A 20,909-nucleotide genomic window follows, 5' to 3' on the forward strand; every position below is an offset into this window, starting at 1 on the left:
AGGACAGCACCGTGCTGCCGTCGATCTCGTCCACCGCCTCGGGCGCGGGCGCCGGAGGCGCCGGAGCCGGGGCGGGCGCTGCGGGAGCCGGAGCTGCCGGAGCGGGTGCCGTGGGGGCGGGCGCCGCGGGGGCGGGGACCGCGGACACGATCGCGGGTGCCGAGGCGGGCGCACCCTCGGGCTCCTCGCCGTCCTCGTCCTCGTCCTCGTCCTCGTCCGGAGGACGGACGGCTGCCGCCTCGACGGACGAGTGGACCGTGGAGCCCCACAGGTGCCCGTAGCCCGTCGTCTCGTCCGGGGACGCCTGGTCCGGGCTCACCTGGTCCGGGCTCACCTCGTCGGGGCCCACGACGTCGTCCGCCCGGTCACCCTCGCGAGAGTCCGGTGCGGCCTCCCCGTCGCCCGCGACCCGCGGCACGTCGTCGGGCACCACGGTCAGGCTGGGCACCATCGTCGCCTCCGGCGCGATGGTGGCCTCGCCGGCCAGGGCTCCCGGGGGCGCCGGTTCCGCGACCGGGACGGGCACGGAGATCGCCGGCCCCACCGGGGCGGAGGGCACCGGCGACGCAGGCGGCGACGGAGCAGGAGCAGGAGCCTGGGACGTCGCGGGCGTCGGCGCGAAGGCCGGACCGTCGTCCTCCCACGGCTCGCGCACGCGCTCGGGGTGCCGGACGGGCGCCGTCGGCAGCGCGTCGCCGGTGAGCCGGGCGCCCACCGAGGTCACCAGGGTCACGCCCGCGTCGAGCGGGAGGGCGCGGGCGTCCACCAGGTGCTCGGGCTCGCCCACGCCCACCTGCACGGACAGGTCCACGACCTCGTCGAAGGTCCGCTCCGCCCAGGTGGTCACGCCCTCGCCGGAGACGTGCTCGCGCCCGCCGGCGCGGTCCACGGTGACGGACGTCGCGCCACGGCTGGCGACCTGCACCCGACGACCGTCGACGACGGCGATCGCGAACGGCGGCAGCGACGCGAGGCTCGCGCCGAACGACCCGGTGAGCACCTCCAGCACCGGCACCACGCCGCCGCCGTCCCCGAGCCGCGTCCACAGCTCGTCGACCAGCTCCGGCGTCACCTTCTCCGGCAGCACCACCACGGCACCGCCCCGGACCACGGCGTACGCCGGCCCGATCACGTAGCGCACGGTCACGTCATGGCCCCCTTCCACGGCGACCGCCGCGGCACCGTATCCTCGTCGTCGTCGTGGCTCCCGCGCCCGTCCCTCGGCGCCGTGCTCTCCAGGGCCTCCGTCAGCCCCGTGGCGTCCACCACGATGACGGTGATGTTATCCCGGCCGCCCGCGACGAGCGCCTCGCGGACCAGCCGCTCGGCGGCCACCTGCGGGTCGGCCTCGACGAGCAGCACCTCGGCCACTCGCCGGTCGGTCAGCTCCGCGGTCAGCCCGTCGGAGCACACGAGCATCCGGTCCCCCGGGTGCACGGGCAGGTACCAGAAGTCCGGCTCCGGGTCGTCGGGCGCGCCGAGCGCCCGCGTCACGACGTGCCGGCGCGGGTATGTCAGGGCCTCCTGCGCGGTGAGGCGGCCGGCGTCCAGGAGCTCCTGGACCTCCGAGTGGTCCACGCTGACCTGCTCCAGCACGCCGTCGGCGCTGCGGTAGGTGCGCGAGTCCCCCATGTTGACGACCAGCCAGTACGGCTCGCCGCCCTGCTCGGTGAGCACCACCCCGGCGAGCGTCGTGCCGGCGCCGCGGCCGGGCGCGGTCTCGATCGCGCGGACCGCGTCGTGGGCGGCGCGCACGCGCCCCCGCACGGCGTCCACCCCGACGACGTCCGCGCCGCCCAGGGGGGCGAGCGCCTCGACGGCCGCCGCGCTCGCGACCTCTCCCGCGTCGTGCCCGCCCATCCCGTCGGCGACGAAGAAGACGGACCCGCCCGCGAGGTAGGAGTCCTCGTTGAGCTTGCGGCGGGCGCCCTGGTGCGTCGCCGCGCCCCACAGCAGCCCGAGGCTCACGGGGACGGTCATGCGCCCGCGTCCTGCCCGACGACGGTGAGCCGGCGCGCGCCCGCCTGCACGACCCAGCCCGCCCCGACCGTGACCGGCCGCCCCGCGGTGAGCTCGTGCACGGCGCCCGTGGGGTCGATGACCGCGCTGCCGTTCGTGCTGCCGAGGTCCGTGACCTGCAGCCCGTCGGCCGTGGGCACGAGCTCGAGGTGCGTCTTGGAGACCGACCGCGTCGGGTCGTCGACCCGCAGCAGCGTCGCCGGGGCGCCGCCGTCCTGCTGCGGGTGGCGGCCGACGAGCGTGCGGGTCGCGACGTGCACCCGGCGCTCCGGGTCGACCTCGACGACGATCCGCGGCGGTGCGCTGCCGTCGCCGGTGCTGCGGCGCGAGGAGACGCTGAACCGCGTGGCCTCCAGGTCCTCCAGGTCGTCCGCCACGGGGGCCGGCGCCGCGGGTTGGACCGGTCCGACGGGTGCGACGGGCGCGACGGGTGCGGGCGCCTGGACGGGCGTCGACACGGTGCCGATCGGTCGCTGCGAAGCCGCGGTGGGCGCGGCCTGCTCCGCGGGTGCGGCGGCGCCGGCGGCCCCCCGGTGCACGGTGTGCGCCTCGATCCCGGACAGCCCCGCGCCGGCAGACCCGGCAGGTGCGACGGGTGCGACGGGTGCGGCGGGTGCAGAGGGGGGTGCCGCGGGCGAGGACCCCGGCACGCCGGTGATCACGCCGCCCGCGGGTCCGTCGGCACGGCCCTGGCCTGCCGGGAACGCCCACGGGTCGGCCGACGCGGCGGCAGGTGCCCCGACGGGTGCGGCGGCGGGGGCGCCGGCGGTCCCGGGGCTCGCGGGCGACGCGGGGGCGAAGCTGCGCGGCGGCGCGTCGCGGACGTCGCGCACCAGGCTGCGTGCGGCCTTGTCCTGCCAGCCCTGCCGACGGCCGGAGGAGTCGAACGTCGGCGAGACGAGCACCAGCACGGTCCCGACGAGCGGCACCACGCCGCAGCCGGCCAGGACGAGCCAGCGCAGCAGGCCCCGCCCCGCGCCGACCGGGCCACCGCCGTCGGCGGCGACCGTGCGGATCCCGAGCAGGCTGTTGCCGACCGTGCGGCCCGCCAGGCCGTCCCACAGCGCCAGCCCGAGCCAGCCGAGGAAGCCGACCAGCCCGGCGACGACGTACATGACGACGAAGGCGCCGAGCACCTCCTGCTGAGCCGCCGCCTGCCCCATCTCCGTCGTCGCCGCGCCCAGGTCCGCGAGGCGGGCCGGCAGCCGCGTCGCGATCGCGACGACCGCCGCCACGACGCCGGTGAGCAGGGAGAGCGCCAGCAGGTCGAGGACGTAGGCGCCGGCTCGCCGGCCCACGCCGGCGAGCGGCAGCTCCGCGGGTGCTCTCGGCGATGCTCCCGGCGTCCCGGCGGTGCCCTGCACCAGCCCGGCGGGCGCGCGGCGGGTGCGCTCGCGCAGCTCCGGCTCCGTCGTCACCTCCAGGCTGGAGGTCGGCGGCCCGGAGGCCGAGGCCCCGGGCGCCGTGGGCGTGCGGTACGCGGTCGCCACCGTGGGCGTGCCGCACACGGAGCAGAACGCGCCGCTCTGCTCGCTGGCACCGCAGGCGGTGCACGTCGTGGTCATCGATCCTCCTGCCGCCGGGCGCGCTGCCTGCGGCGTCGCGCGCGCGCCATCCTGTCATGCACCGGACGGACGACCGCCCGGCCGGCCCGGGCCAGCGCCGCGGGCACCGCGGCCATCCAGCCGCGCAGCACCGCCGGCAGCGGCGGGGCGTCGGCGCCGCGCACCGAGCGCAGCGAGAGCCGGGCCGCGACGCGGCGCCGCCACGGCACGCCGGCGCGCATCTCCCCGACCGCCGAGTCGACGTCGGCCCAGTACTGCGCGACCTCGTCGTCGGTGGGGGTCTCCGCCCCGAAGACCGAGGCGTCCGCGCGGTGCGCGAGCAGCACCGTGCCGCTGCTCGCCGTTGGCAGCCTCTCCGCCAGGAGGCGTGCGCCCTCGCGGCGGGTCGCCGCGCGCGGCACGCCGGCCCCGAGGTCCGTCGCCACGTCGACCACCTCGCGCCAGCCGCCCGAGACCCGGTCGGCGAGCACGGGGGCCGTGCGGCGGCCCCGGCGACGGCGACGCTTGTAGCCGAGGATGAGCAGCAGCGGCAGCGCGACCAGCGCCAGCGGCACGCCGACCGTGACCGCGATCATCGCGACCTGTCGCCAGTCGATCGCGGACTGGTCGTCGTCCTGGTCGTCCTCCTCGACGTCGCCGGCCTCCGCCTGCGGCGGCTCCTCGGGCGACTCGGGCGTCTCGAGGACCGGCGGCTTCGGCACCTGCTTGGAGCGCGGCAGCGGCTCCACCTTGTTGTCCTCGTCCGGGATGACGTCGAACGGCACCCAGCCGTACCCCTGGAACGGCACCTCGACCCAGGCGTGCACGTCCTCGCCGGTGACGACGTACGGCTCGCCGGACTTCAGGGCGTCCTTGTCCGGGTAGAAGCCCATGACGACGCGGGCCGGCACGCCGGCCTGCTGCGCCATGAGGGCGAACGCCGTGGCGAACTGCTCGTCGTCGCCCACCATCTCGTCCTGCGCCAGCAGCGCGTCGATCCGCGCGGCGGAGTGGCCGGGGCGCGACGGCGGCTGGTTCTCCAGGCCGCTGGAGTACACGCCGGTGGCCTTGAGGGTGTCGCGGATGTTGACGAGCCGCTCGAAGGGGTCCGTCGCGTCCGCGGCGAACTGCGCCGACTTGCCCGGGACGGCGTCGGCCACGTCCTGCGGCTTCGGGAGGTCGACGTGCTCGATGGGCGTGGAGGCGAGTGTCTTCTCGTCCGGCGGCGCCGCCACGACGGCCTGGAGCTCGTACCCGTCGCCCGGCTGCAGGCCGGCCGTGGTCAGCGCGGTGCCGGACGTCGCGTTGTAGTACGTGCCGGCGGCGAGCTCCGCGGCCCGGTCCCCGGTGTACGTGATGCCGGCGAGCTGGCCGACGTCGGGGACCCACACGCCGGAGTACCCGAGGACCGTCACGTCGACCGGGCTGCGCGTGCCCGCCGCGACGGTGTCCACGACCTCGCCCGCGCGGTTGAACACGCCGGTCGCCCGGCTGCTGGACGCGTCGTAGACGGTGCCGGCGTAGGTGTCGAGCGTCGCGAGCCGGACGCGGCCGCCCTCCGGCATGCCGGTGACGCTGAACAGCTCGGTCTCGGCGAGGTCCTTCGTGTAGTGCCGGAAGCCGACCAGCGGGCTCGTGTACTGGTGCAGGTCGAGCGGGGGCGTGATCAGCTCGCGCAGCGCCATCCGCTCGCCCTGCGCCGCCTGGGGCGCGACGAGGACGGCGGCGACCCCGCCGAGGGCGAGGAGCCCCGCGCCGCCCCGGACGCGCTGGGCGCGCAGGCGACGGGTGGCCGACCGGCTCGCGTCGGACAGCAGCCGGTTGGCGCCCATGCGGCTCTCCGCCGCGCGCCACGACGCCCACAGCAGGCCGACGACGGCCACCACGAGGCCCTGCACCAGCGGGTACGCGGGCAGGATCGTGCCCAGCAGCGCCACCCCGGCCAGCGCGACGACGACGGGCAGCAGCGCCCAGGCCGCGTGCCGGGCGCGCCACGCGATCGTGCCCGCGAGCACCGCCGTCAGGTACAGCAGCAGGTACGGGACCACCGCGAGGTCGGGGAACGACGCGATGGGCGGCACGGTGGTGACGAACGCCTTCCAGCCCTGCACCGCCCCGACCGCGAGCTCCTGGAGGGTCTCGAGCGAGGGCACGACGCCCGCGATCGCCGTGCCCGGCAGCGCGAGCACCCCGCCGAACAGGAAGTAGGCCAGCACCGTGGCGCCGGTGGTCAGCAGCACCGACCAGCGCAGCCACGCGCCGAGCCAGGCGACGAGCAGGCCGAGGACGGCCCCGCCGAGCGCGGGCACCAGGTAGCCGGTGGTCCCCCACGCCGGGCCGAAGCCGACGGCGACGACGCCCAGCAGCGCGAGCAGCACGCCCCCGTCCACGGCGCCGGCGGCCGACGTGGCGCGGCCGCGGTCCTCGCGGCGCGCGGTGGCGCGGGTCGTGCCCGCGCGCACCGACGTGCGCGACGTGCCGCCCGTGCGTCCGGTGCTGCCGGTGTGCCCCGCGTGCGAGGTCCGGTCGTCCGGGTTCTCGGCGGGGGCGTGGCCCTCAGTCATTCATCCTCCGCAGCGCGTTCGGCAGGTCGGCCAGCTCGCCGAGCGTCAGCACCTGCATGTCGGCCACCCGGCCGCGGCTCACCTTCGCGCCCGGCACGCACTGCATCGCCACGAGGCGGGCGTCGACGGGCAGGCGCACGGCGGCGGCACGCAGGTCGGTCGGGGTGACCCGGGAGCCCACGACCACCGCGACGACGGACGCGTCGGTCACCGTCGCGGACGCGACGCGCGCCACCTCCGCGAGGCTGGTGCGGGCGGGGCTGAGCTCGAGCCGGGTCAGGTCGTCCAGCAGGCGCGTGCGGTGGTCGCCCCGCACCCGGCCGCGCTGCACCAGCACGGTGAGGCCGCCGTCCTCGCGGATGGCCTGCAGGCCGAGCGACCCGCACACGGACACCGCGAGCTCGAACTCCTCGGGGTCGGCGTAGTCGTCCTCGCGCGTGGAGAGGATGACGGCCAGCCGCGAGCGGCGCGTCTCCTCGAACTGCCGCACCATGAGCTGGCCCGTGCGGGCCGTGGACTTCCAGTGGATGTGGCGGCGGTCGTCGCCCGGCACGTAGTCGCGCAGGGCGTGGAACGACACGTCCGAGTCGGAGATGTCCGGCGTGACGCGGCCCTCGAGGTCGTGCAGGAGACCCGTGGACGACCCCGACAGCGGCAGCGTGCGCGGGTGCACGAACAGCTCCTCGGGCTCCGTCCACGTGAGCTCGCGGCGCAGCAGGCCCAGCGGGTCGGCGCGCACGGAGCGCACCGGGCCCAGGGGGATCACCGCGCGGCGGTGGGTGGGGACGGCGAAGATCTCCTCGTGCTCGCTGTCGGGACGCAGGCGCGGCACGGGGAACGTCGCGATGCCCTGCCCCACCTGCAGCTCCATGACGGCGGGCAGCATGGTCCGGGTCGAGCCGTTGCGCACCAGCAGGCGGCCGACGGCCCGGTCCCCCACGACCACGCGGCGCGACGCGACGTCGAGCGTGACGTCGTAGCGCAGCCGGCCGAGCACGAAGACGACCGCGCCGAGCAGCGCCACGGTCACGGTCGCCGCGACGACGGCCCACTCCTCCCAGCGCAGCGCGACGCCGGCCCACCAGGCCGCGGCCGTGAGCGCGAGGACGGCCCAGCCGAACGGCGACACGACCCCCAGCACGGGGGTGGTGCGCGCCCAGGCGCGGGCCACGGCGGGGCGGACGGCGCCCACGGCGGAGGCACCCGTGCCGCGCACGCCCGCAGTGAGGCGGCCAGGGAGGCGGCCAGTGAGGCGGCCAGGGAGGCGGCGCGGGGCACGACGCGCGGGCCCGGCCGCGGGCTCGGGCGTCGCGACCGCGGGCTGCTCGGCGGGCGCGTCGGTCTCCCGGTCGGTGGTGGTGGTCATGGGGTCGCCTCCTCTCGGCGTCGGGCCGTGCGGACGGTCAGGCGGAGCGGCGTTCCTGCGGGGCGGCCACGTCGCTCAGCAGGCGGGAGATGGTGCCCTCGGCGGTGGCGCCGCCGAACTCCGCCTCCGCGTCGAGGACGAGACGGTGCGCCCACACGGGCTGCAGCAGGTCCTTGACGTCGTCGGGCAGCACGTAGTTGCGCCCGTGCGCCGCCGCCCAGACCTTCATGCAGCGCACCAGCGCCAGCGCGCCACGCACCGAGACGCCGACGTGCACGTCGGCCGCGGCGCGCGACTCCTCCGCCAGGCGGGAGACGTACTCCAGCACGGCCGGGTCCACGTGGGTGGCGGCGGCGAGGTTCGCCATCTCCACCACGGCCTGGCCGGTGATGACGGGCTGCAGGGCGGCGCTGCGGTCACGGACGGCCGAGCCCGCGAGGATCTCCACCGTCGAGGTGAGGTCGGGGTAGCCGATCGAGGTCTTCATGAGGAAGCGGTCGAGCTGCGCCTCCGGCAGGCGGTAGGTGCCGGCCTGCTCGATCGGGTTCTGCGTCGCGACCACCATGAACGGGCTGCCCGCGTGGTGGGTGACGCCGTCGACGGTGACCTGGCCCTCCTCCATGACCTCCAGCAGCGCGGACTGCGTCTTCGGCGAGGCGCGGTTGATCTCGTCCGCGAGCACGATGTTCGCGAAGATCGGGCCCTTGTGGAACTCGAACGTGCCGGTCTTCTGGTCGTAGATCGTCACGCCGGTGACGTCCGACGGCAGCAGGTCGGGCGTGAACTGGATGCGGTGGTTCGTGCCCTGGACGCTCGCCGCCATCGCGCGGGCGAGCATGGTCTTGCCGGTGCCCGGGGCGTCCTCCAGCAGCAGGTGGCCCTCGGCCAGCATGCACGTCAGCGCCAGCCGGATCTGGTCCTCCTTGCCGAGCACGGCCTGCGCGACGTTCCCGACGATGCGGTCGAAGGTCTGGGCGAACCAGGTCGCCTGCTCGGGGGTCATCGTGCTCATCAGGGGGTTCTCCCAATCGTCAAGCTCGGTCTGTCGGGGGTGTCGGCGGTCGGCACGCGGGTCACCGCGGCCACGCCCTGCGTTCGGTCCACTCCGGGTGGCCGTCGACGGTCAGCCACACGTCGGCACCGTTCATGATCCCGGCCACGCAGTACAGGTTCACGTACCCGCCGGCGGACAGGTAGGCGGTCTGGGTCGAGAACATGCTGGTCGAGCCGCCGGAGTTGTCCCAGCAGTGGAAGTCGTACGTCCCGGACGGGAAGTCGGCGTTCGCGTTGGCCCGCACCCGGGTGCAGTTGCTGGTGTTGCACCCGTTCACCCGGTACACGATGCCCGAGTCCGTGGCCCAGATCTTCGGGTTCGGCGGCGGCGGGGCGGTCGTGCGGCCGCTGTCGGAGGCCGACACCGACCCCGCGCTGTTCGTCGCCGTCACGGTGACGCTGTACGACTTGTTCCCCGAGGTGTAGTCCGGGGAGCCGCTCACGTCGATCCGGCCGGCGGAGCTGCCCGACTTCGTGCCGTCCGACCCGGTGAGGGTCCACTTCAGGGAGCCCGAGTCGCCGTGCCAGGAGCTCGGCCCGCTCACGGTGAAGTACCCGTCCGTCGACGACGCCTGCGTCCAGACCACCCGCGGCGCGTCCGGCTTGGCGTACACCTTGACCCCGCCGGTGTTCCCGCTGAGGGCCGAGGTGCCGCCCGCGTTCGTGGCCTGCACCTGGAAGGTGTAGGTCGTCCCCTCGGACAGCCCCGACGTGAACCGCAGGCTGCCGGCGCCGCCGGAGGCCGTCATCGCCTGTCCGTTGCTCGCGACGACCCGGTAGGAGGTCACGGGCGAGCCGTTGGCGTCGGCGGCGTTCCAAGAGATCACCGGGACGCCGCTGCTGTCCTGGGCCTTCACGCCGGTCGGGACGCCCGGCTTGCCGTACGGCACCACCTGGTTCGACGCCGGGCTGGCCGCGCCCTGGCCCGCCTTGTTCTCGGGCACCACGGTGAACGTGTACGCGGCCTCGTTGTCCAGGCCCGTCGCGTGGTAGAGCGTCTCGGTGGTGTCCTCGGTCTTCACCACCGCGCCGCCCTGGAGGGTGGACACGTGGTACGTGATGGCGCTGTCGCCGTTGCCGTCCGGTGCGGGCCAGGTCACGTCGATCCGGCCGCCGAGCTCGTCCGCCACGCGCGTCGCGGACGGCTGACCCTGACCGAGCGGCACGCCGGCGGGGATCTCCTCCGCCGAGGGGGCGCCCCAGTCGGACGGGTCGGGCGCCTTGTTCACGGCCTGCACGGCCACGGTGTACGCCGTGCCGTTGGCCAGGCCCTCCCAGGTGTACGACTGGCCCGTGACGCAGGAGACCTCCGAGACTCCGGTCGCGGGAGCGGGCGAGATCCGCAGGTTGACGCACTTGATGGCCGAGCGGTCGGTGTAGGTCGCGTTGACCCAGGTGACGTCGATCGCCTTGTCGCCGAACGCCAGGGTCGGTGCCGCCGGCGGGTCCGGCTTCTCGTCCGGCCGTGCCTCGGCGGAGGCCGGGGACGCCGGGGAGTCGCCCACCTCGTTGGTGGCCACGACCTTGAACGTGTACTTCACGTCGTTGGTCAGCCCCTCCAGGGTGCACGTGGTCGTGGGGCAGTCGAACGAGTCGCCCCGGTTCGACGTCACCGTGTACCCGGAGATGTCCGCGCCGTTGTTGATCGGCGGCGTCCACGACAGCACGACCGTCTCGGAGCGCACCTCCTCGACGACCGGCGTCGCGGGCGCCTCCGGCACCCCCAGGACGGTCAGCGTGATGCGGCCCTCGACGAGGCGGTCGGGGTCCTTCGTCGCGTCCTGCACGCGGTAGGACGCCACCAGCGTCCCGACGAAGTCGCCCGCGGGCGTGACGACGACCTTGTCGCCGTCGACGACGGCGTCGCCCTCGCCGGTCTCCACGCCGCTGCCGATCAGCTCCAGCCCCTTCGGGTCGAAGGGGTCGATGTCGTTGGCGAGGACCGGGACGGCGACGGCCTTGCCCTGGTGCGCGCCGTCGACGCTGTCGGGGTTCGCCTTGGCGAGCGGTCGCGTGGACGCGACGACCGTGGCGGCGAGCGTGCCCTGCACGGGCTTGTTCTCGCCGTCGGACACCGTGAACGGGATCGTCAGGCTGGCGCCCTTGACCGCCTCGGGTGCGGCCTGCAGCGTCACGACCGAGCCCGTCAGCGACGCCGTCAGCCCCTGCGGCGCGGAGCCGAGCGAGAACGACAGCGCGTCACCGTCGGGGTCGGTGGCGAAGCGTGCCAGGTCGACCGTGCTCTCCTCGCCGGCCGCGACGGAGCCGGACGGCGCACCGGGCTCGGGGGGCAGATTCTCCGGGGGCAGCACCGTGATCGGCACCTGCACCACGGCGGTGTGCGCGTCGTCCTCGGGCCCCTCGCCCAGGCCGTCGGTGACCAGCACGCTCACGGCGGCCGGCCCCACGTAGTCCTCCTGCGAGGTGTACACGAGCCGCTGGGCGTCCTTCACGACGACGGTGCCCGCGACGGCGCTGGCGCTGTCCGCGTCCGCGATCGCGACCTTCCCGCCCTCGGCGACGACGACGGCGTCGCGGAGGTCGACGGTCAGGGCCTCGCCCGACTTCACCTGGAGCGGCGAGAAGCTCGGCTTGAGCATCGGCGCGGGCCCCTCGGGGTCCTCCGCGTCGTCGGCGCTCGGCTTCTTCGTCGCCGGCACCTGGACGAAGGCCTTGCCCCGCAGCCCGTCCTGGTCGGTCACGGTGTAGGTGAGGACCTGCCGCTCCGCGGTGAGGCGCACCTCGATCGTGCCGTCGGTGCCCACCGTCGCGGTGTCCGCGTCGGCGGTGACCTGCAGGTCGCTCGCCGCGCCGTCCGGGTCCTCGTCGTTGTCGAGCACCGGCACGGTCACCGACGACTGGTCGGGCGTGATCGCGCCGGGCAGGACGATGTCGTCGCGGGCGATCGGCGGGAGCAGCGGCGCGTCCGCGGCGACCTCGAGCGTCACCGCGCCCATGGCGCGCGCACCCCACGTGTCCTCGATCGCGTAGTAGAAGCCGTACGAGCCGTCGTCGTCCGGCGTGCGCACGACGACGCGACCCTTCTCGACCTTCGGCGCCAGGGGCTCCTTCGCCTCCAGGGCGCCCGGCACGAGGCCGAACTGGTCGCCGTCGGGGTCGGAGTCGTTGCGCAGCGGGGCGACGACGACGTCGCGGCCGGGCCGCGCCGTGACCACGTCGTCCTCCGCGACCGGCGGGTGGTTGGTCGTGGGCGGCGGCGCGATGCCGATCCGCACCGCGCCCTCCGCCGTCGCGCCCCGCGCGTCGACGACGGCGTACGTCAGCGTGTCCTGCCCGACGACGCCCCGTGTCGCCTTGAAGTCGATGTAGCGGCCGTCGACGATCTCGGCGATGCCCTTGGCCGGCGGCCGCACGAGGTTGACCAGCTGCACGGAGTCGCCGTCCGGGTCGGCGCCGTCCAGCGGCACCTGCACCCGCACGGTCCCCCCGGACACGACGCGCGCCTGCGCGTCCGGCGGGGTCGGCGGGCGGTTCTCCTTGCCGTCGCGCACGTGGATCGTGACCTGGGCGGAGTCCTCCTGCCCGTTCTCGTCCGTCACGGTGTAGATCGCGTACGCGGTGGTCGCTTCCTTGCCCGCCCGGAACCGCAGGACGCCCTCGGAGACGAACAGCTCGCCCTGGTCCGGCTCGACGTCCTGCACCAGCTCGTCGTCGAGGGTGAGCTCGAGGCCGTCCGGGTGCGTGTCGTTGTCGAGCACGTCGATGTTGACGTAGTCGCCCACGCGCACCGTCACCTCGTCGGCCGCCGCGCTCGGGGGCTGCAGCCGCGTCGGCGCCGGCACGGGCAGCACGCGGACCTGGCCGGTCGCCGTGCCCGAGCCGTTGGAGACCGTGTAGGTGAGCGTGACGACCTCGGAGATGCGGCGGCTCTCGGTGACGCGCAGCATCTGGTGCCCCAGCACCGCCACGGCCACGCCCGCGTCGTCGGGCACGTCGACCGACTGCACCACGAGCACGCCGCCGCCCGGGTCGCTGTCGTTGGCGAGCACGTCCACCAGGGTGGACCCGCCCGCCGGCAGCAGGGCCGTGTCCGCCACGACCACGGGGTCGCCGCTCAGGGCGTCCGGGTCGAGCACGTCCACGCGCACGACGCCCGTGGTCGCGCCGGGCCCGTCGGTGACCTGGTAGAGCACGTCGTAGGACTTCGGCTCCTGCGCGAGGAACGTGAAGGTGCCCGCGTCGTAGTTCGGTGTGATCCGGGCCGGCGAGGCCTCCGAGACGCTCGCCAGGCGCAGGTCGTCGCCGTTCGGGTCGGAGTCGTTCTTCAGCGGCTCGACCGTCACCGGCTGGCCGGCGGCCACGACCACGTGGTCCCCCACCGCGACGGGCGGCTTCTGCGTCGCGCCGACGACGTCGACCCACAGGGTCCCGTCGACGACCTTGCCGCGGCCGTCGCCCACCGTGAGCGCGACCTTCTTGCGGCCCGTCGTCTTGCCGTCGTCGCGGAACTCGACCGTGCCGTCCGGGTAGGCCCGCACCTCGTCGCCCTTGACCGTGGACGACGCCGTGGCGAGGAGCACGTCGTCGCCGTCCGGGTCGCGGAAGTACGACAGGACGCGGATCGAGCCCTTGCCGCCCTGCGGCACCGTGAGCACCGGCTCGCCCGACTGCTCGGGGGCGTCGTTCTGCGACCACGGCACCACGCTGAGGTGGACGGTCGCCTCGTCGTGCCCGCCGCGGCCGTCCGACACGACGTACGGGAACGTCACCGACCCGGTCGCGTCCTCGGGGACGACGGCCTGCAGGGCCGCCCCGCCCAGCACCTCCTGCACCGTGACGCCGTCGGGCTGGTCGCCCGCCAGGCTCGCGGTGATGACGTCGCCGTCCGGGTCGAGGTCGTTCGCCAGCACGTCGAGCACGGTGGCGCGGCCCGGCCGGACCCCGAGCTTGTCGTCCTTCGCGACCGGCGGGTCCTGCTTCTCCCGGTCGACGATGCTCTGGTCGACCATCTCGGGGGTGTCGTCGTCCGCGTTGGGGTCGTCGCCGTCCCCCTCCTCCGGCAGCTGGATGTCCCAGTCGTCGACCTTCTCGTACTCGTCGAGCGCCATCCAGAGCGTGCCGGCGGTGAGGTCGTTGAGCACCACGTTGCCGCGGTTGACGCGGTAGGCCAGGCGCGTGTCCTGGTCGATGCCCTCGAGCACCCGGTCGACGTCGCGGTCCGTGCCCTCGCAGTCGCGCACGATCTGGCCGCTGCCGGACCACGCGCCGTAGAGGCAGCCGCCCAGCTGGACCGGGGCGGCGGGCGTGCCGGTGGCCCGGCGCGTCGTCGCGGCGCCGCCGTCCAGCGGCTGCACGGCGAGCGCGCTGCTCGTCGCGTACGCCACGGCGGCGGACCCCGCGCCCGGCAGCTGCAGCTGCGCGCCCTGCGCGTCCGCGACGTCCACCACGTCGCCGCCCGGCAGGCGCAGCGAACCGCGCGTGCGGTCGAGGACCACGAGGTCGTCCCCCACCGTGGTGAGGACGACGTCGTCGCCCTCCGCCGTGAGGCCCAGGTCGGTCGTGCGGGGGGCCTCCCCCGGCGCCAGCGTCCACAGCACGTCGCGGGCGGGCACCACCGCGTACACGATGCCGGTCTCGGAGACGACGACGCGCGCGGCGCCGTCGAGGTCGACCGTCGGCTTCGCCGGCTTCCCCTTCGTGCTCGTCAGGTTCAGCGCGCCCAGGCGGTCGACGGTCGTGACCCACAGGGAGCCGGACTCGTCGTCGACGACCGCGACCCGGCCACCGCCCATCGAGGTGCGTGCCCCGGCCGGGACGTCGGTGCTGGAGTCGAACTTCAACCGCGCCGGGTCCACCAGGTTGGCGCTGTTCGAGCCCTCGTCGGTCACCAGGACCTCGCTTGCCTGCTGGTCCACGTCGAAGGCGGAGCTGCCCGCGAGCATGGTGCCGTCCAGCGACCGCGCCTCCGTGTTGAAGCGGCCGACCAGGCCCGAGGACTCGTTGGTGACCCACACCCCGGAGTCGTCGAGGTCCATGTCGGCGGTGGCCTCACCCTGGGAGAGCACCGCGGCGGCGACGAGGCCCCCGGAGAGCGCGAGGACCACCGTGGTCGAGATCGACGCACGACGATCGGCGCGCAGGCGCGAGAGCACGCTCACTGTTCCCCCGGAGTGTGATGGCGCCGGCCCGCCGACGCCCCTCGTCGACCGCACCCAGCGCCCGCACAGGATAGCCAGAAGCGACACGCCCGGGACAGCGGTTCCGCGCCTCGGTCATGGGGAGAGGTCCCCATGACCGAGGCGCAGCCGGGCAAACGTCACGAGCCGGTCATGTGCTTGTCCCGGTCACCAGATGACGGTGTTGCTGGTCAGGCCGAGGCTGGTCGTCACCTTCACGCTGGCGCCGGCGCGGCCGTAGTAGCACCAGAGGTCCCGCGGTCCGGCGTTGCCGTTGGCGTCGGTGCGGGTCTGCTCCGCCCGCTTCCAGTTGGTGCCCGCCGTGTTGAACTTCTCGCCGTCCGCGATGCAGCTGTACGTGAACGTGGTGTTCGGCGTGGAGTTGCGGATGGTGACCTGCAGGTACGCGCAGGCGCTACCGAAGCACTCGCCGTACTGCGTCTCACCGTCCGCGCTCGAGCCGCGCTGCAGCGTGAGCGTCGGCTGCGGCCTCGCGTCGGACGTCGCCGCGTCGCACTTCTGCGCCGACTGCCCCTCGTTGTCGGTCGCCGTCACACAGATCTGCTTCGTGTCGGAGTACCCCGCGCTCACGGTCTGGCTGCCCGACTTCGCCGTGCTCGACAGCGCGCCCGAGACCTTGACCGTGATGGGCCGGCCGTTGGTGCTCGTCGACCAGCTGAACGACACCTTCTGGTCGCCGCCGGTCGCGGACACCTGCGGCGTCGGGACCGGCCCGAACGGCGTCACCGCGCCCGAGTACGCCGTCCAGTCGGAGCAGCCGCCCGCGTTGCACGCCTGCACGCGGAACCGGTACGCCGTGCCGTTGGACAGCCCGGAGTACCGCGTCGACGTCGCGGTCGTCGTCGTGCTGCTGCCCTGGTCCGTGGCGACCGTGTACGTCACCGCGGCGCCGTTGTCGTCGGCGGCACCCCACGACACGTCCGCCTGCCCGCTCATCCCCGTGCCCACGCTCGCGCCAGGGGTACCCGGCGTCGTCGGCTTGCCGTACGGCGTGACGGCGTTCGAGGCGGCGCTGGTGGCGCCCTTGCCCGCCTTGTTCTCCGCGGTCACCGTGAAGGTGTACGAGGCCTTGGTGTCGAGGCCCTCGAACGTGGTCGACGTCGCGCCCGTCACCGTGCGGCTGTCGACCGCGGACCCGCCCTTGAGGACGTCCACCGTGTACGCCTTCACGGCGTCGCCGTTGGCGTTCGGCGCCGTCCAGGACACGTCGACCTGACCGCCGTCGGGGGCGATCTCCGAGCTGACCCGCGTGGCCGTGGGGGCCGCGGGTGCGTCGGGCTTGCCCGCGGGGATCTCCGACGTCGACCACGAGCCCCACTCCGACGGGTCCGGCGCCAGGTTGGTCGCGCGGATCCGCACCTTGTAGGCGGTGCCGTTCGAGAGCCCCTCCCAGACGATGCGCTGGCCGGTGACGCCGACCTTCTGCGTCTCGCCGTTCGCGGGGGCGGGCGAGATCTCCAGGTCCACCGACTGGATGGGCGACCGGTCGCTGTACGACGCGTTCACCCAGGTGACCGTGAGCGAGCCGTCGCCGAACTCCAGCTGGGGCGCGGCCGGCGGGTCCGGCTTCTCGTCGGGCCGGGCGTCGGCGGACGCCGGCGAGGCGTCCGACGCCCCGACCTCGTTGTTCGCCTCCACGGTGAACGTGTAGGTGACGTTGTTGGTCAGGCCGTCGAGGGTGCAAGTGGTCGTGGCGCAGTCGAACGTGTCGCCGTGGTCGGACGTCACCGTGTAGCCGGTGATCTCGGACCCGTTGTTCGCCGGCGGCGTCCACGAGAGCACGACGGTCTGCGAGCGGACCTCTTCCACCACGGGCTTCGAGGGCGCCTCCGGCACGCCGATGACGTTCACCGTCACGCGGCCCTCGACCTCCCGGTCGGGGTCCTCGGTCGCGTCCTGCACCGTGTAGCGCACGACCATCGTGCCGACGAAGTCCTCCTTCGGCGTGACGACCACCTTGCCGCCGTCGGACGTCGCGTCGCCCCGGCCTGTCTCCACGACCGGCTGGCCGACGAGCTCGAGCGGGCCGCGGTCCGCGAACGGGTTGGAGTCGTTCGCCAGCACGGGCACGGAGACGGGGTCGCCCTGGTGCGCGTCCTGCACGACGTCGTCGACCGCGCGGGCGAGCGGGCGCGTGGAGGCCACGACCTCCACCGCGAGCGTGCCGTCGACCGGCGGGTGCTCGTCGTCCGTCACCGTGAACGGGACCGTGAGGGAGGTGCCCTTGGGCACGTCCGGCGACGCCTCCAGCGTCACGCGGCCGCCCTGCAGCGTGGCGCCGAGCCCACCGGGCAGCTTGCCGAGCTCGAAGCGCAGGTCGTCCCCGTCCGGGTCCTTCGCGGACCGCCCGAGGTCGACGGCGCTCTGCTCCCCCGCCGCGACCTGCGCGGACGGCGAGCCCGGCTCCGGCGGCAGGTTCTCCGGCGGCAGCACCGTGATCGGCAGCGTCAGCACGGCCGTGTGCCCGTCCGGGTCGTCCGGGCCGTCGCCGTCGGTGACCTCGAAGGTCACGCCCGCCGGGCCGGTGTAGTCGTCGTGCGACGTGTACGTGAGGGTGGTCCTGCCGGTGACCTCGACGCCGCCCTCGAGCGCCGTCACCTCGTCCTCGGTCGTCAGGCGGGGCGTGCGCCCCTCCACGACGAGCACGTGGTCCGTGATGTCGATGTCCAGCGGCTCGCCCGCGAGCACCTCGAGCGGGGCCTGCCCGGGCTTGAGGATCGGCTCGGCCGCGGCCAGCCCCGGCACGACGACGAACGCCCGCGCCGTGAGCCCGTCCATGTCCGTGACGGTGTACGTGATCACCTGGCGCTGCTCCGTGAGCGTCACGTCGAGCTCGCCCGTCGGCGACACGGTCACGCCCACCGCGTCGGTCGTGACCGCGAGGTCGTCGGCGGCGCCGTCGGGGTCCTCGTCGTTGTCGAGCACGGGCACGGTCACCGACGTCCGGCCGAGGACGTCGGCCACGGCCACGGAGTCGTCCCGCGCGATCGGGGCGAGCAGCGGCGCGTCCTTGGCGACCTGCACGCTCACCGACGCCGACGCCCGGGCGGCGTAGGTGTCCTCGATCGCGTAGAAGAACGTCGTGGTGCCCTCCTTGCCCGGCGTCTGCACCACGATGCGGTCCTGGGACACCTTGGCCCGCAGCTCCTCCCCGCCCTGGATCGCCCCCGGGACCAGGCCGATCTGGTCGCCGTCGGGGTCGGAGTCGTTCTCCAGCGCCGGCACCGCCACCCGGCGGTCGGGGCGCACCGTCACCTCGTCGTCCTGGGCCACGGGAGGCTGGTTCGTCGCGGGCGGCTGCGCGATGCCCACGCGGATCACCCCGGTGGCCACCTCGCCCCGCGCGTCCTGGACCGTGTAGCGGAACTGGTCCAGGCCGCGCGCGTTCTTGCTCGCCTCGTAGTCCACGTAGCCGTCCACCACGTCGGCACGACCCTGGGTCGGGCCCGTGGCCAGGCCCGTCAGCTGCACCGAGTCGCCGTCGGGGTCGATCCCGTCCAGCGGCACCGGGATGCGGACCGTGCCGCCGGACAGGGCCCGGGCGTCCACGTCGCGGGGCAGCGGCGCGGCGTTGTCCTTGCCGCCACGGATGTGGATCGTGACCTGGGCGGAGTCCTCCTGGCCGTTCGGGTCGCGCACCTTGTAGATGGCGTACGCCGTGCCGGGCTTCGAGCCGGCGCGGAACCGGAGGCGGTCCTCGGAGACGAACAGCTCGCCCTGGGCGGGGTCCACCGACTGCTCCAGGTCGTCGGCCAGCGTGAGCTCCAGGCCGTCCGGGTGGGTGTCGTTGGCGAGGACGTCGATGTTCACGTAGTCCCCGACCCGGACCGTGACCTCGTCCGGCGCCGCGCTCGGCGGCTGCAGGCGGTCCGGCGGCGGCACCGGCAGCACGCGCACCTGCCCGGTCGAGGTCTCGGTGCCGTTGGAGACGGTGTAGCGCAGCGTCACGACCTCGGAGATGCGGCGGGTCTCGGTGATGCGCAGCATCTGGTGGCTCAGCACCGCGACGCTCACCCCCGCGCCGTCGGGCACCTCCACCGATTGGACCACGAGGACCCCGCCCGCCGGGTCCGTGTCGTTGGCGAGGACGTCCACGAGCGTCGAGCCGCCCGCCGGCAGCAGCGCGGTGTCGGCGACCACCACGGGCGCGCCCTGCGCCGCGTCCGGGTCCCGGACGTCGACCCGCACCACGCCGGTGGTGGACTCCGGCCCGTCCGTCACCTGGTACAGCACGTCGTAGGACTTCGGCTCCTGCGCCAGGAACGTGAACGTGCCCGCGTCGTAGTTCGGCGTGATCTCGGCGGGCGCGGCGTCGGCCACCCGGGCCAGCCGCAGCTCGTCGCCGTTGGGGTCCGAGTCGTTCTTGAGCGGCTCGACCGTCACCGGCTGCCCGGCCGTCACCACGACGTGGTCGCCGACCGCCACCGGCGGCGCGTTGCCGTCGCCGAGCACGTCGACGTCGAGCGTGCCCTCGACGACCTCGCCCCGACCGTCGCCGACCGTGAGCTTGACCTTCTTGCGGCCGGTGGAGGTGCCGCCGTCGCGGAACTCGACCGTCCCGTCGGGGTACGCGCGCACCTCGTCGCCCTGCACCGTCGGGGACGCCGTGAGGAGGATGACGTCGTCGCCGTCCGGGTCGCTGAAGTACGGCAGCACCTTGGTCGACGCCGACTTGCCCTGCTCCACCCGGAGCACGGGAGACCCGTCCTGCTCCGGTGCGGAGTTCTCGTTCTCCGGGACCACCCGCAGCCGCACGGTCGCCTCGTCGGTCCCGCCCCGGCCGTCCGCCGCCTCGTACGTGAACCTCGTCGAGCCCGACGCGTCGTCCGGCACGACCGCCTGCAGCGCCTTGCCGCCCATGACGCGCTCCACGCGCACGCCGTCCGGCTGGTCGCCGACGAGGGACGCGGTCATCACGTCGCCGTCCGGGTCCAGGTCGTTCGACAGGACGTCGAGGACCGTGGCACGGCCCGGCCGGACCCCGAAGTCGTCGTCCTTGGCGACCGGCGGGTCCTCCTTCTTGCGGTCGAGGACGGTGGTGTCGACCAGCTCGGGCTTGGCGTCCTCGGCGTCCTCGTCGGACCCCTCGGCCTGCTCCGGGAGCTTGATGTCCCAGTCGTCGACCTTCTCGTACTCGTCCAGGGCCATCCACAGGGTGCCCGCCGTGAGGTCGTTGAGCACCACGTTGTCGCGGTTGACCCGGTACTCCAGGACGGTGGTCTGGTCGATGCCCTCGAGCACCTGGTCGAGGTCGCGATCGGTGCCCTCGCAGTCCCGCACGATCTGCCCCGACCCCGACCACGCGCCGTACAGGCAGCCGCCGAGCTGCACCGGCTGCGCCGGCGAGCCGGAGGCCTGCCGCTGCGTCGCCGCGCCGCCTCCCAGCGGCTGCTGCACCAGGGCGCCCGACGTCGCGTAGGCGACCGTCGCAGACTTCTCGCCCGGCTGCTGCAGCGCCGCGTCCTGCGCGTCCTCGACGGTGACCGTGTCGCCCCCCGGCAGCCGCAGCTCGCCGGTCGTGCGGTCCAGCAACACCACGTCGTCGCCCACCGTCGTGAGCGCGACGTCGTCGCCCTCCGACAGCATCCCGAGCTCGGTGGTCCGCGGCTGCTCGCCGGGGGCCACCGTCCAGAGCACGTCCCGGGCGGGCACGACGGCGTAGGTGGTGCCCGCCTGCGACACGACGGCCGTCGCCGACCCGTCGAGCTCCGCCGTCGGGTCCGTCTTCGTCGTGTCCAGGCCGGCGAAGCGGTCGACGGTCGTGACCCACAGGGAGCCCGACTCGTCGTCCACCACGGCGACGCGCCCGCCGCCCAGGGACGACTCGGCCCCCGCGGGCAGCTTGGTGGTGGACCCGAACTTGAGCCGCGCGACGTCGACGACGCTGCCCGCGTTGGAGCCCTGGTCGGCCACGAGGACCTCGCCCGCCTGCTGGTCGACGTCGAAGGCGGAGCTGCCGGCGAGCATCGTGCCGTCCAGCGCCTTCGCCGCGGTGTTGAACCGGCCCACCAGCCCCGAGGCCTGGTTCGTCACCCAGACGCCCGAGTCGTCGAGGTCGACGTCCGCCGTCGCCTGACCGTCGTACAGGACCGCCGCCGTGACCATGCCCGCGGAGACCGCCAGCACCACCGCCGTCGACACGGACGCACGGCGGTTGCCGCGTAGACGCGTGAACACGCTCAAGACTCCCCTGGTGGACGACGAC

General features: G+C 74.6%; 8 protein-coding genes. All 8 read right to left on the reverse strand.

Annotation, left to right across the window (positions count from 1 at the left end; all coding sequences use genetic code 11):
- Positions 1-1,147 (reverse strand): hypothetical protein (locus ACFT55_RS04480; protein ID WP_380241932.1); only part of this gene is annotated, 1,147 nt, incomplete at its 3' end.
- Positions 1,144-1,980: a PP2C family protein-serine/threonine phosphatase gene (locus tag ACFT55_RS04485; protein ID WP_380241934.1), complete on the reverse strand. Its 837-nt coding sequence runs from the start codon at positions 1,978-1,980 to the stop codon at positions 1,144-1,146. The genes ACFT55_RS04480 and ACFT55_RS04485, both read right to left, overlap by 4 nt.
- Positions 1,977-3,584, reverse strand: a complete 1,608-nt coding sequence (locus tag ACFT55_RS04490) for an RDD family protein (RefSeq protein WP_380241936.1) — start codon at positions 3,582-3,584, stop codon at positions 1,977-1,979. Before ACFT55_RS04490 ends, ACFT55_RS04485 begins: the two co-directional genes overlap by 4 nt.
- The gene (locus tag ACFT55_RS04495; RefSeq protein ID WP_380241938.1) at positions 3,581-6,127 is read right to left on the reverse strand and encodes a transglutaminase domain-containing protein; all 2,547 of its coding nucleotides are present in this window, start codon (positions 6,125-6,127) and stop codon (positions 3,581-3,583) included. Before ACFT55_RS04495 ends, ACFT55_RS04490 begins: the two co-directional genes overlap by 4 nt.
- On the reverse strand, positions 6,120-7,493 hold the full coding sequence (locus ACFT55_RS04500) for a DUF58 domain-containing protein (protein ID WP_380241940.1): 1,374 nt from the start codon (positions 7,491-7,493) through the stop codon (positions 6,120-6,122). The genes ACFT55_RS04495 and ACFT55_RS04500 overlap by 8 nt, the downstream gene beginning before the upstream one ends.
- A gap of 37 nt (positions 7,494-7,530) precedes the next feature.
- Positions 7,531-8,505, reverse strand: a complete 975-nt coding sequence (locus tag ACFT55_RS04505; RefSeq protein ID WP_380241943.1) for an AAA family ATPase — start codon at positions 8,503-8,505, stop codon at positions 7,531-7,533.
- 61 nt (positions 8,506-8,566) lie between these two features.
- A complete protein-coding gene (locus tag ACFT55_RS04510) occupies positions 8,567-14,665 on the reverse strand; it encodes an Ig-like domain-containing protein (protein ID WP_380241945.1) in 6,099 nt (2,032 codons plus the stop codon).
- Positions 14,666-14,851: 186 nt separating this feature from the next.
- The gene (locus tag ACFT55_RS04515) at positions 14,852-20,881 is read right to left on the reverse strand and encodes an Ig-like domain-containing protein (RefSeq protein WP_380241947.1); all 6,030 of its coding nucleotides are present in this window, start codon (positions 20,879-20,881) and stop codon (positions 14,852-14,854) included.
- Between the last annotated feature and the right edge of the window lie 28 nt (positions 20,882-20,909).

The sequence above is a fragment of the Isoptericola sp. NPDC057191 genome (genome assembly GCF_042670225.1).
Lineage (GTDB): Bacteria > Actinomycetota > Actinomycetes > Actinomycetales > Cellulomonadaceae > Isoptericola.

Coding starts and splice junctions, on each gene's coding strand:
- ACFT55_RS04495 (WP_380241938.1), bottom strand. CDS start 6,127: ATGACTGAGGGCCACGCCCCCGCCGAGAACCCGGACGACCGGACCTCG.
- ACFT55_RS04485 (WP_380241934.1), bottom strand. CDS start 1,980: ATGACCGTCCCCGTGAGCCTCGGGCTGCTGTGGGGCGCGGCGACGCAC.
- ACFT55_RS04505 (WP_380241943.1), bottom strand. CDS start 8,505: ATGAGCACGATGACCCCCGAGCAGGCGACCTGGTTCGCCCAGACCTTC.
- ACFT55_RS04500 (WP_380241940.1), bottom strand. CDS start 7,493: ATGACCACCACCACCGACCGGGAGACCGACGCGCCCGCCGAGCAGCCC.
- ACFT55_RS04490 (WP_380241936.1), bottom strand. CDS start 3,584: ATGACCACGACGTGCACCGCCTGCGGTGCCAGCGAGCAGAGCGGCGCG.